10 protein-coding genes and 1 tRNA gene are annotated in these 11,993 nt (G+C 68.5%); 1 reads left to right on the top strand and 10 read right to left on the bottom strand.

Annotated elements, in window-relative coordinates; genetic code table 11:
- Positions 1 to 38 precede the first annotated feature (38 nt).
- The 10 genes from rpoB to G3I53_RS29310 all read right to left on the bottom strand — a co-directional run bounded on the left by rpoB (position 39) and on the right by G3I53_RS29310 (position 10,361).
- A complete protein-coding gene (gene rpoB / locus G3I53_RS29355; RefSeq protein ID WP_164334172.1) occupies positions 39 to 3,524 on the bottom strand; it encodes a DNA-directed RNA polymerase subunit beta in 3,486 nt (1,161 codons plus the stop codon).
- Positions 3,525 to 4,124: 600 nt separating this feature from the next.
- Entirely contained in the window at positions 4,125 to 4,511 is a 387-nt protein-coding gene (rplL, locus tag G3I53_RS29350; protein WP_164334173.1) for a 50S ribosomal protein L7/L12, read from the bottom strand.
- 114 nt (positions 4,512 to 4,625) lie between these two features.
- Positions 4,626 to 5,156 (bottom strand): 50S ribosomal protein L10, encoded by a 531-nt coding sequence (gene rplJ, locus G3I53_RS29345; RefSeq protein ID WP_164334174.1) that lies wholly within the window; start codon positions 5,154 to 5,156, stop codon positions 4,626 to 4,628.
- A gap of 334 nt (positions 5,157 to 5,490) precedes the next feature.
- Complete coding sequence (locus G3I53_RS29340) at positions 5,491 to 6,324, bottom strand: DUF1396 domain-containing protein (protein ID WP_164334175.1); 834 nt, start codon at positions 6,322 to 6,324, stop codon at positions 5,491 to 5,493.
- A 145-nt stretch (positions 6,325 to 6,469) separates the two neighbouring features.
- Positions 6,470 to 7,426: a hypothetical protein gene (locus G3I53_RS29335; RefSeq protein ID WP_343240710.1), complete on the bottom strand. Its 957-nt coding sequence runs from the start codon at positions 7,424 to 7,426 to the stop codon at positions 6,470 to 6,472.
- A 160-nt stretch (positions 7,427 to 7,586) separates the two neighbouring features.
- Complete coding sequence (gene rplA, locus G3I53_RS29330) at positions 7,587 to 8,312, bottom strand: 50S ribosomal protein L1 (protein WP_164334177.1); 726 nt, start codon at positions 8,310 to 8,312, stop codon at positions 7,587 to 7,589.
- A gap of 82 nt (positions 8,313 to 8,394) precedes the next feature.
- Complete coding sequence (gene rplK / locus G3I53_RS29325) at positions 8,395 to 8,829, bottom strand: 50S ribosomal protein L11 (RefSeq protein ID WP_164334178.1); 435 nt, start codon at positions 8,827 to 8,829, stop codon at positions 8,395 to 8,397.
- A 179-nt stretch (positions 8,830 to 9,008) separates the two neighbouring features.
- Complete coding sequence (nusG, locus tag G3I53_RS29320; RefSeq protein ID WP_164334179.1) at positions 9,009 to 9,812, bottom strand: transcription termination/antitermination protein NusG; 804 nt, start codon at positions 9,810 to 9,812, stop codon at positions 9,009 to 9,011.
- Positions 9,813 to 9,892: 80 nt separating this feature from the next.
- A complete protein-coding gene (secE, locus tag G3I53_RS29315; protein WP_164334180.1) occupies positions 9,893 to 10,180 on the bottom strand; it encodes a preprotein translocase subunit SecE in 288 nt (95 codons plus the stop codon).
- A 108-nt stretch (positions 10,181 to 10,288) separates the two neighbouring features.
- Positions 10,289 to 10,361 (bottom strand) — tRNA-Trp (locus G3I53_RS29310).
- A gap of 271 nt (positions 10,362 to 10,632) precedes the next feature.
- Between G3I53_RS29310 and G3I53_RS29305 the strand changes: the two genes are divergently transcribed.
- Positions 10,633 to 11,859 carry a pyridoxal phosphate-dependent aminotransferase gene (locus G3I53_RS29305; protein ID WP_164334181.1) on the top strand — a complete coding sequence of 409 codons (1,227 nt, stop codon included), beginning with the start codon at positions 10,633 to 10,635 and terminating at the stop codon, positions 11,857 to 11,859.
- Positions 11,860 to 11,993 lie beyond the last annotated feature (134 nt).

The raw sequence follows: 11,993 nt of genomic DNA, 5'->3' as shown, positions 1-11,993 counted from the left end.
GGGATCCTCATCGCTGAACCTCCGTGCCGCGGCTCCCGTCAGACCTCTTCGACGCTGCTCGGCTCGCGCCGCGACAGGTCGATGCCGAGCTCCTCCGCTGCGCGGAAGACGTCCTCGTCGGTGTCACGCATCTCGATGGACATACCGTCGCTGGACAGCACCTCCACGTTCAGGCACAGGGACTGCATCTCCTTGATGAGCACCTTGAAGGACTCGGGGATGCCGGGCTCGGGGATGTTCTCGCCCTTGACGATGGCCTCGTAGACCTTCACGCGGCCGGTGACGTCGTCGGACTTGATGGTCAGCAGCTCCTGGAGCGCGTAGGCGGCGCCGTACGCCTCGAGTGCCCACACCTCCATCTCGCCGAACCGCTGGCCACCGAACTGAGCCTTACCGCCCAGCGGCTGCTGGGTGATCATCGAGTAGGGACCGGTCGAGCGGGCGTGCAGCTTGTCGTCGACCAGGTGGTGCAGCTTGAGGATGTACATGAAGCCGACGGAGATCGGCTCCGGGAACGGCTCGCCGGAGCGGCCGTCGTACAGCCTCGCCTTGCCGGACGGGAGCACCATGCGCTCGCCGTCGCGGTTGGGGATGGTGTGCTGCAGCAGACCCGCGAGCTCGTCCTCGCGCGCACCGTCGAAGACGGGGGTGGCGACGTTGGTGCCGGGCGCGACGTGGTCGGCGCCGATGGCCTGGAGCCGCTCCGCCCACTCCTCGGCGAGGCCGGAGACGTCCCAGCCGCGGCTGGCGAGCCAGCCGAGGTGGATCTCCAGGACCTGTCCCGGGTTCATCCGGGACGGGACGCCGAGCGGGTTGAGGATGATGTCGACCGGGGTGCCGTCCTCCAGGAACGGCATGTCCTCGATCGGCAGGATCTTGGAGATGACGCCCTTGTTGCCGTGGCGGCCGGCGAGCTTGTCACCGTCGGTGATCTTGCGCTTCTGCGCGACGTAGACGCGCACCAGCTGGTTCACACCGGGGGGAAGCTCGTCGCCCTCCTCGCGGTCGAACACGCGGACGCCGATGACCTTGCCGGTCTCGCCGTGCGGCACCTTCAGCGAGGTGTCACGGACCTCACGGGCCTTCTCGCCGAAGATCGCGCGCAGCAGGCGCTCCTCGGGGGTCAGCTCGGTCTCACCCTTGGGCGTGACCTTGCCGACGAGGATGTCACCGGCGATGACCTCGGCACCGATGCGGATGATGCCGCGCTCGTCGAGGTCGGCGAGGACCTCCTCGGAGACGTTCGGGATGTCCCGGGTGATCTCCTCGGGGCCCAGCTTGGTGTCCCGGGCGTCGACCTCGTGCTCCTCGATGTGGATCGAGGAGAGGACGTCGTCCTGCACGAGGCGCTGCGACAGGATGATCGCGTCCTCGTAGTTGTGGCCCTCCCACGGCATGAACGCGACGAGCAGGTTCTTGCCGAGCGCCATCTCGCCGTTCTCGGTGGCCGGACCGTCGGCCAGGACCTGGCCCTCGATGATCCGGTCGCCCTCGTTGACGATGACCTTCTGGTTGACCGAGGTGCCCTGGTTGGAGCGGGCGAACTTGTGCAGGCGGTACGTGATGTACGTGCCGTCGTCGTTGGCGGTGGTGATGTAGTCCGCGGAGACCTCCTGGACCACACCCGCCTTCTCGGCCTTGACCACGTCGCCGGCGTCGACGGCGGAGCGGTACTCCATGCCGGTGCCGACGAGCGGGGACTCGCTCTTGATGAGCGGCACGGCCTGGCGCATCATGTTCGCGCCCATGAGGGCACGGTTGGCGTCGTCGTGCTCGAGGAACGGGATCATGGCGGTCGCGACCGACACCATCTGGCGCGGCGAGACGTCCATGTAGTCGACGTCCTCGGGGCTGACGTAGTCGACCTCGCCGCCCTTGCGGCGGACCAGGACGCGGGCCTCGGCGAAGCGCAGGTCGTCGGTGAGCGGCGCGTTGGCCTGGGCGAGGACGAAGCGGTCCTCCTCGTCGGCGGTCAGGTAGTCCACCTGGTCGGTGACCTGGCCCTCGAAGACCTTGCGGTACGGGGTCTCGACGAAACCGAACGCGTTGACCCGGCCGTAGGTGGCGAGCGAGCCGATCAGACCGATGTTCGGGCCTTCGGGCGTCTCGATCGGGCACATGCGGCCGTAGTGCGAGGGGTGCACGTCACGGACCTCGAAGCCGGCCCGCTCACGGGAGAGACCACCCGGGCCGAGCGCGGACAGACGACGCTTGTGCGTCAGCCCGGACAGCGGGTTGTTCTGGTCCATGAACTGGGACAGCTGGCTGGTGCCGAAGAACTCCTTGATGGAGGCGACGACCGGCCGGATGTTGATCAGGGTCTGCGGCGTGATCGCCTCGACGTCCTGCGTGGTCATGCGCTCGCGGACGACGCGCTCCATGCGGGCCAGGCCCGTGCGGACCTGGTTCTGGATGAGCTCGCCGACGCTGCGCAGGCGGCGGTTGCCGAAGTGGTCGATGTCGTCGGTCTCGACGACGACCGGCTGGCCGTTGTCACCGACGGTCTCGATCTCACCGGCGTGCAGCTTCACCAGGTACTTGATCGTCGCGATGATGTCGTCGACGGTCAGGACACCGGCGTCGAGCTGCGTGTCCGTGCCCAGCTTCTTGTTGACCTTGTAGCGGCCGACCTTGGCCAGGTCGTAGCGCTTGGGGTTGAAGTAGAGGTTCTCGAGCAGCGTCTGCGCGGCCTCACGCGTGGGGGGCTCGCCCGGACGCAGCTTGCGGTAGATGTCGAGCAGCGCGTCGTCCTGGCCCTGGGTGTGGTCCTTCTCCAGGGTGGCGCGCATGGACTCGTACTCGCCGAACTCCTCGAGGATCTGCTCGGTGGTCCAGCCGAGCGCCTTGAGCAGGACGGTGACGGACTGCTTGCGCTTGCGGTCGACGCGGACGCCGACCATGTCGCGCTTGTCGATCTCCATCTCCAGCCAGGCACCCCGGGACGGGATGATCTTGGCGGAAAAGATGTCCTTGTCGGACGTCTTGTCGATGCTGGAGTCGAAGTACACGCCGGGCGAACGGACCAGCTGCGACACCACGACACGCTCGGTGCCGTTGATGACGAACGTGCCCTTGTTCGTCATGAGCGGGAAGTCGCCCATGAAGACGGTCTGGGACTTGATCTCGCCGGTCTCGTTGTTGGTGAACTCGGCCGTGACGAAGAGCGGGGCGGCGTACGTGAAGTCGCGCTCCTTGCACTCGTCGATGGCGTTCTTCGGCGGCTCGAAGCGGTGGTCGCGGAAGGTCAGCGACATCGACCCGGAGAAGTCCTCGATCGGGGAGATCTCCTCGAAGATCTCCTCCAGACCGGACTTGGTGGGGACGTCCTGACCGTTGTCCAGAGCCTGCTCGACGCGAGCCTTCCAGGCATCGTTGCCGAGCAGCCAGTCGAAGCTCTCGGTCTGGAGCGCGAGAAGGTTCGGAACCTCGAGGGGCTCCTTGATCTTTGCAAAGGAGATGCGCAGCGGGGCGGTGCTGGCGCCGTTGTTCGTATTCGCGGTCGAGGCAGTGCGCGAGGCGGCCAAGAGGGGGTCCTTCCGAGGGCTCGGACTCACTACGCGCGTACCGGCCCCCCACTGTGCACGGAGGCGGAGCCCCCTGAGACGGCCCCAAAAGGCCGGGTCAGAGACGGTCCGTTCATCTGTGCTCGAGCGAGGGCATGCCCCTGGTGACGGGCAGGGGACAGCTAACAGGCAGCGCAAAGGGTCAGTGTAGCCACTTGGCACACTGATGTCCAGTGCGGGTTTTCGAGACCCTCGGAGGCCCTCGTTGTTCTCAACTCCTGCGACAAGGCGCTGCCCTCAACGCACCGTGATACTGCCCTCTTCGCCACCGATCCATGCCTCGGATTCGGATCCTTGTGACGACGCGTCCTGAGAATTGCGCGCTGCGTGCCGTTCGTCAAGGCCCCCCTCGCCCGGACCGCCTTCCACCGGGCGACCCGTCGCGGCCTGTTGAGGCACATCAATGATCACCATACCCCCCGCCGTCCCGGGCGCAAGGCAGTCGCCGCCGGGCCCCTCAGACACCGAAGAGCGACCACCCGGATGGATGATCGCTCTTCCGTGCTTACGCGTTACACATCCCGCGGGACGTGCTGCGGATCCGGCCGGATCCGCGAGGTCTTACTTGACCTCGACCGAGGCGCCGGCGCCCTTGAGGGACTCGGCGGCCTTGTCGGCCTGCTCCTTGTTGACCTTCTCGAGGACCGGCTTCGGGGTGCCGTCGACGAGGTCCTTGGCCTCCTTCAGACCCAGGGAGGTCAGCTCGCGCACGACCTTGATGACCTGGATCTTCTTGTCGCCGGCGCCGGTGAGGATGACGTCGAACTCGTCCTTCTCCTCCTCGGCCGGGGCAGCCGGGCCGGCCTGGCCCGGGCCCGCGACGGCCACGGCCGCGGCGGCGGCGGTGACGTCGAACTTCTCCTCGAAGGCCTTCACGAACTCGGAGAGCTCGATGAGGGTCATCTCCTCGAACTGGGCAAGCAGCTCGTCCTGGGTGAGCTTCGCCATGATGGCGGTCCTTCCACTAAATCGGCAGGTGCCGGATGTACTGGGTGAGGCGGGCGTACGTCGGGCCCGCAACGACCCTCACCACACGCGGTGAGGATCGGTCAGCGAGCCGAATTACTCGGCACCGCCCTGCTCGTCCTGCTTGGCACGAAGCGCGTCCACGGTGCGGACCAGCTTCGACGGGAGCGCCTGGAACACCTGGGCAGCCTGGGTCTGCTTGCCCTTGAAGGCACCCGCCAGCTTGGCGAGCAGAACCTCGCGGGACTCGAGGTCCGCGAGCTTCTTGATCTCGTCGGCGGACATCGCCTTGCCGTCAAGGACACCGCCCTTGATGACGAGATTCGGGTTGTCCTTGGCGAAGTCACGAAGACCCTTCGCCGACTCCACCGGGTCACCGGTGACGAAGGCGACTGCCGTCGGACCGTTGAACAGGTCGTCCAGCGTCGAGATCCCGGCCTCGTTGGCCGCAATCTTGGTCAGCGTGTTCTTCACCACGGCGTACTGGGCGTTCTCACCGAGCGAACGGCGCAGCTGCTTGAGCTGAGCCACGGTGAGACCGCGGTACTCGGTCAGCACGGCAGCGCTGGAGTTGCGGAACTGGTCCGTCAACTCGGCCACTGCGGCAGCCTTGTCGGGCCTCGCCATAGAGCCTCGGCCTCCTTCCGGGTGATTCGGACCGCGCGGACCCGAAGGAGGACTGGGGAAAACGAAACGCCCCGGCGCAGGCGCACGGGGCGAGACTCGACCGGTTCCGGCACGGCCTTGCGGCAGCGTCGACGTCCGGGAGTTCTTCCACAGTCACCTGCGCGGGTCGTCCGCAGTTCAGCGGATCCTTCGGCCACCGCGCCCTCTTACGAGCGCACGGCAACGACCAGCGGTCTTTGGCTTCCTCAGGAGAGTACGGGAACGGATCGCCGGGAGGCAAATCCGCTCCCGCGTCCCTGCAGGCGACGCGCGACGGGCGGCGGGACCCGGCGGATCAGCTCTCCCCGAGGCCCGCCATCAGCTCCGCGAGGTCGGCGGTCTCGGCGGCCGGCGGGGCCTCGACGGTGACCGGCTCGTTCACGTCGTGGAAGGTGATCGTCATGTCCAGCGGGCCCTTGTCGGCGTCGCCGCGCATCCGGAACCGCTTGGTGTGGTCGTCGCCGTCCACCCACATGTCCATGGTGAGCTTGTCGACGCCCATGCGTTCGTACCGCTCGATGTTCTTCTCGCGGCGCTCGGCGGCCGGTCCGCCCTTGCCGTCCTTCAGCGAGGCGCGCAGGTCGTCGAGGGTGAGGGTGCCCGTGTAGTGGGTGGTCTCGACCCCGTCGATCCTCTCCTTGCCGACCTTTTCCACGTCCTTGGCGTCCTTGAGGAACGTGGACTCGGTCGCCGGGTTCTGGTCGGCCTGCTTCGCGGCGCCCAGCTGGTTGAGCTCCTCGTCGCCGCCCAGGGCGGCCAGGTCGAACTTCAGCCAGCTCTTGCCGTCCATCTCCTTGGCCATCTCGGCGCCCCCGCCGACGTACATGACCTTGTCGACGAGCCGGAACTCGGCGGTGCCCTCCTCGCCGCGGTCCAGCGCCGTCATCTTCATGCTCATCGCGATATCGGGCTTGACCTGCATCGACGCCTCGGCCTCCACCCGGCCCTGCTCGGGCACCTTGCCGGTCATGGTGTACCGGAAGGACGTGAGGTCCTCGCTGCTCTTCGCCGCCCTGGCCACGGCCGCGACCGGGGACATGGAGGGCGACTCGGAACCCTTGGAACAGCCGACGGCGCCCGCGGCGAGCACCAGTGCGGCCAGGCCGGCGGCGGGTACGGACGATCTCATGAATCCCCCCAGGATTCGGGTCCCCCGACTGCAGCTCCCCCCGGGGAACACATGACTGACGCTCTGTGAGAGGGGGAGACTATCCCACCGGTATGACAGAGACGTTCGAATTTCTCCGGGGTGCAGCGCCGGCGGGGGGTGCGCGTCAGGAGACGCCGCCGGGGCCGCCCTGGTCGCCCACCAGGTCCTTGAAGTCCTTGGTGTCCGCGGCGGGCGGCGCCTGCGTCGTCACGTCCACCCCGTAGCCGGAGTAGTAGGCGGTCTGGGTCAGCTCGCCCGACGACGTGACCGCCTTCTCCGCCTTCTTCACCAGCAGGCCGCGGCCGTCGACCCAGACGTCGACGGTCTGGGTGGTGACGCCGGCCCGGGTGAGCCGGTCCTTGAGGTCGGCCAGCTCGGCGGCGCCGAGCCCGGAGTCACGGGGCGCCAGGGCGGCCACGTCCACCGTGCCCCGGTAGTGCGTGGCACGGTCGCCGCGCACCCGCTCCTCACCGACCCGCCTGGCGTCCCCGCAGGCCAGCAGCAGCTTCACGGAGTGGTGCGGCGCGGTGTTGCGCATCTGGTCGCCCAGCTGCGCCCCGGCCCCGTCCGCGAGCCGTTCCAGGTCCTGGTAGGCGTACCGGAGCCAGTGCCTGCCGCCCGCCTGCGCGGCGAAGGCGTCGCCCATGCGGGCGTAGTAGGCGTCGGGGAGGTAGCGGGCCTCCATCGAGGTGCTGCCGAGCCGGCGCATGGCGTCGGCGACGCTGCCGCCGGTGTAGGTCAGGGTGAGCGTGCCGGTGAGTCCGTCGCTCCAGGACAGGACTCCGGTCGCCTTCATCGACATGAGCGAGCCCATGGTCGTCGTCGACTCGACCCGGGCGGAGTCGGCCGCGCCGGTGGCGCGTTCCGCGGACTTCAGGGCGGCGACGGACGCGGGGTCCGTCCCGCCGTCCTGGCGCCCGGCCCCGCCGTCCGCGCCGGCGGACCGGGAGGGGGACGCACTGGCCCCCTGGGACGGGCTCGTCGCGTCGGAACCGGCCGTCGTGCAGGCGGACAGGGCGGTGAGCCCGGTGAGGGCGGCCGCCACGGCCAGGGCGAGGCCCGTACGGCGCACTGAGGTGATCGTCGTCGGTCCCGGTCCCACCCCTGCGCCCCCGCCTTCTGTTGTGCTGGCCCCGTGTCGGCACCGTAGCGCAGACGGCCTCCCGGCGGGCCGGAACGGGGACGGGCCCCGCACCTGAGCAGGTGCGGGGCCCGTGAACCGGTTGAGGTGAGCCGTGGGCTCAGACCGCGGCCGGGTCCTCCTCGACGAGGAGGTTGCGGGTGCGGTTCGGGTCGACCGGGATGCCGGGGCCCATCGTGGTGGCGATGGCGGCCTTCTTGATGTACCGGCCCTTGGCGGCGGACGGCTTCAGACGGAGGATCTCGTCCAGCGCGGCGCCGTAGTTCTCCACCAGCTTGGAGTCGTCGAAGGACGTCTTGCCGATGATGAAGTGCAGGTTCGAGTGCTTGTCGACGCGGAACTCGATCTTGCCGCCCTTGATGTCGTTGACAGCCTTGGCGACGTCCGGGGTCACGGTGCCGGTCTTGGGGTTCGGCATGAGACCACGGGGACCGAGCACGCGGCCGAGGCGGCCGACCTTGCCCATGAGGTCCGGGGTGGCGACGACGGCGTCGAAGTCCAGGCGGCCCTTCGACACCTCGTCGATCAGCTCGTCGGCGCCGACGATGTCGGCGCCCGCGGCACGCGCGGCCTCGGCACGGTCGCCGGTCGCGAAGACCAGGACCCGGGCGGTCTTACCGGTGCCGTGCGGGAGGTTCACGGTGCCACGGACCATCTGGTCGGCCTTGCGCGGGTCGACACCCAGGCGGAAGGCGACCTCGACGGTGCCGTCGAACTTGGTCGTGGAGGTCTCCTTGGCGAGACGGACGGCCTCGAGCGGGGCGTACAGCTTCTCCCGGTCGATCTTGGCGTCCGCAGCGCGGAGAGACTTGCTGCGCTTGCTCACTACTTGCTCCTGTGGGTTCTTAGGAGTCGTGGTGCGGGCCGAGCAGGCCCTGCCACTTCTGCTGGTCTGACGGGGGTGGAGGTCAGCCCTCGACCGTGACGCCCATGGAACGGGCGGTGCCGGCGATGATCTTCTCGGCGGCGTCCAGGTCGTTGGCGTTCAGGTCGGGCATCTTGGTGGTGGCGATCTCGCGAACCTGGTCACGCGTGATCTTCGCGACCTTGTTCTTGTGCGGCTCGCCGGAGCCCTTGTCCACACCCGCGGCCTTGAGGATCATCTTGGCGGCCGGCGGCGTCTTCGTGATGAAGGTGAAGGAGCGGTCCTCGTAGACCGTGATCTCCACCGGGATGACCCAGCCGCGCTGCGACTCGGTCGCGGCGTTGTAGGCCTTGCAGAACTCCATGATGTTGACGCCGTGCTGACCCAGCGCGGGGCCGACCGGCGGGGCCGGGTTCGCGGCACCGGCCTGGATCTGGAGCTTGATGAGCCCCGTGACCTTCTTCTTCTTGGGAGGCATGGCTCTCCGGGTCCTTTCCATTCGGGTCCTGCCCGCGGCCGGGAAACCACCCGGACGCAGGCATACCGCACAACGATAGCGGGTATGTATGTGCGGCCAAAAACCGCGCAGGTCAGACAAACGCGCGGAGCGTTCGCCTGACCTGCGCGGAAGCTGTGTACCAGCCGGTCCGAGAAGTTCTAGTTCTTCTGGATCTGGTCGAAGGAGAGCTCCACCGGCGTCTCCCGGCCGAAGATCTCCACCAGGCCCTTGACCTTCTTGGAGTCGGGGTTGATCTCGTTGATGGTCGCCTGCAGCGTGGCGAACGGGCCGTCGGTGACGGTGACCGAGTCGCCGACCTCGAAGTCCAGCACCTGGACCTCGACCTTGCGCTGCGGGGCCGGCTTGCCCTCGGCCTCGGCGGCCTCGCGGGCGGCCTTCTCCTCGGCCTCCGGGGCGAGCATCTTGACGATCTCGTCCAGCGTCAGCGGGTACGGGTCGTAGGCGTTGCCCACGAAGCCGGTGACACCGGGGGTGTTGCGGACGACGCCCCAGGACTCGTTCGTCAGGTCCATGCGGACCAGGACGTAGCCCGGGAGCTTGTTCTGCTTGATGGTCTTGCGGTCGCCGTTCTTGATCTGGACGACCTCTTCCTGCGGCACCTCGGCCTGGAAGATGTAGTCCTCGACGTTCAGCGAGACGGCGCGCTGCTCCAGGTTGGTCTTCACCCGGTTCTCGTAGCCCGCGTAGGTGTGGATGACGTACCACTCGCCGGGCAGCGTCCGCAGTTCCTCGCGGAGCTTCTCGACCGGGTCGCGCTCGTCCTCGGCCTCCTCGGCCGCTTCCTCGCCCTCGGCTCCGCCGTCCTCGCCCGGGGCGGCGTCGGCAGCCTCGGCCCCGGCGGAGGCCTCGGTGTCCTCGCTGTCCGCGCCGTCGACGGTGGCGAGCTCGTCCTCGACGGACTCGGCCGGCTCGATGGCGTCGTTCACGTTCGGGTCAGACACGGTGGCTGCTTCTTCCTGGATACATAGGGGTGGAACATGCGAAAGGAGCGCCGGGTACCTCGGCGCTCTTCGCTTGCGGCTCAGCCGAAGACGTATTTGGCGGCGTGACTGAATCCATAGTCGATCCCGGTGATCAGTCCGATCATGAGGACGACAAAGATGATCACGGCGGTCGTGTACGTCGTGAGCTGGTTGCGGGTCGGCCAGACCACCTTGCGGAGTTCCGCGATGATCTGCCGGTAGAAGAGCGCCAGGCGCCCCAGCGGACCCTTCTTGGCCCGCTTGCCGCCCTTGCGGGTCTTCTTCTTGGAGTCCGGAGCCTCGTCTTCGGCATCAGGCATGTCGATGGAGCCCACGGCGTCCGTCACTCGTCCTCACCTGATTCCGGGTCGTGGCCGTGCCGCGCCCGGTCTGAGCCGCACGGCGGTGCATTGCTGTACGTACATGCGCACACATCCTGGCGAAGGAGTGTGTAGCAGGGCCGGAGGGACTCGAACCCCCAACCGCTGGTTTTGGAGACCAGTGCTCTACCAATTGAGCTACGACCCTTTGTGCGTTCCCCAACGTACCGCATCCCACCGGTTGCTTGGTGTGCACCGGTCGTCGCGGGCCGTCGGAGGCCAACGAGGTGAGAGTGTACGTGGTCCTGGCCCGGGCGTCGAACAGAAAGCGCCCGTGGGGGCGTCGCCGGCCGGAGACCGTCCTGTCCGCACGGGCCGCCGGCGGGCCGATCCGGACAGGTGTTCCGGGGTCCGCCCCGTCCTGTTCAGTCTGTGAAACCCCTGTGCCGCCCGGGTTTCCGGTCTGGAACGATGGGTGCATGAGCGCTGCTACCCCTCCGACCGAGCGCCGGGTCTCCGCCCGCATCGGCGCGATCTCCGAGTCCGCCACCCTCGCGGTGGACGCCAAGGCGAAGGCCCTGAAGGCCGCCGGGCGTCCGGTGATCGGCTTCGGTGCAGGTGAACCCGACTTCCCGACTCCGGACTACATCGTCGAGGCCGCGATCGAGGCCTGCAAGAACCCGAAGTTCCACCGCTACACCCCGGCCGGCGGCCTCCCCGAGCTGAAGGCCGCGATCGCCGCGAAGACCCTGCGCGACTCGGGCTACGAGGTGGACGCCTCCCAGATCCTGGTCACCAACGGCGGCAAGCAGGCCATCTACGAGGCGTTCGCCGCCATCCTCGACCCGGGCGACGAGGTCATCGTCCCCGCCCCGTACTGGACCACGTACCCGGAGTCGATCCGGCTGGCGGGCGGTGTCCCGGTCGAGGTGGTCGCCGACGAGACCACCGGCTACCGGGTGAGCGTGGAGCAGCTGGAGGCGGCGCGCACCGAAAAGACGAAGGTCGTCCTCTTCGTGTCCCCGTCGAACCCGACCGGCGCCGTCTACAGCGCCGAGGACGCCGAGGCGATCGGCCGCTGGGCCGTCGAGCACGGGCTGTGGGTGCTCACCGACGAGATCTACGAGCACCTCGTCTACGGCGACGCGACCTTCACCTCGCTGCCGGCGATCCTGCCCGAGCTGCGCGACAAGTGCATCGTGGTCAACGGTGTGGCGAAGACGTACGCGATGACCGGCTGGCGGGTGGGGTGGCTCATCGGCCCGAAGGACGTCGTCAAGGCCGCCACCAACCTCCAGTCGCACGCCACGTCGAACGTGTCCAACGTCGCCCAGGCGGCCGCGCTGGCCGCGGTCTCCGGCGATCTGGACGCCGTGGCCGCCATGCGCGAGGCGTTCGACCGGCGCCGCCGCACCATCGTGCGGATGCTGAACGAGATCGACGGCGTGGTCTGCCCGGAGCCCGAGGGCGCCTTCTACGCCTACCCGTCGGTGAAGGCGCTGATCGGCAAGGAGATCCGGGGCCGGCGCCCGCAGGACTCCGTGGAGCTGGCCGCGCTCATCCTGGAGGAGGCCGAGGTCGCGGTGGTGCCGGGCGAGGCGTTCGGCACGCCCGGGTACCTGCGGCTGTCGTACGCCCTGGGCGACGAGGACCTGGTGGAGGGCGTGAGCCGGATCCAGAAGCTGCTGGCGGAGGCCCGGGACTGACCCGGCACCGATCCGTGCGCCGTGAGCGGGCCGTCTCCCCCCGGGGAGGCGGCCCGCTCGCCTGCGGGCGCACTCACGTGCGAGCAAGACCACGTTCCGGGAAAGCGCTACCGGGGCGGCCGGGACGTGCGGCA

Origin of the sequence: Streptomyces sp. SID14436 (assembly GCF_010548465.1) — a bacterium.
In the GTDB taxonomy this organism is placed as follows: domain Bacteria; phylum Actinomycetota; class Actinomycetes; order Streptomycetales; family Streptomycetaceae; genus Streptomyces.
The sequence above is the reverse complement of the archived record's forward strand: the minus strand, read 5'-3'. Positions and strand labels throughout refer to the sequence as shown.

What these genes read in the sequence shown, in the direction of transcription:
- rplK (WP_164334178.1), bottom strand. Translation starts at nt 8,829, where the DNA reads ATGCCTCCCAAGAAGAAGAAGGTCACGGGGCTCATCAAGCTCCAGATC.
- rplJ (WP_164334174.1), bottom strand. Translation starts at nt 5,156, where the DNA reads ATGGCGAGGCCCGACAAGGCTGCCGCAGTGGCCGAGTTGACGGACCAG.
- G3I53_RS29305 (WP_164334181.1), top strand. Translation starts at nt 10,633, where the DNA reads ATGAGCGCTGCTACCCCTCCGACCGAGCGCCGGGTCTCCGCCCGCATC.
- rplL (WP_164334173.1), bottom strand. Translation starts at nt 4,511, where the DNA reads ATGGCGAAGCTCACCCAGGACGAGCTGCTTGCCCAGTTCGAGGAGATG.
- G3I53_RS29340 (WP_164334175.1), bottom strand. Translation starts at nt 6,324, where the DNA reads ATGAGATCGTCCGTACCCGCCGCCGGCCTGGCCGCACTGGTGCTCGCC.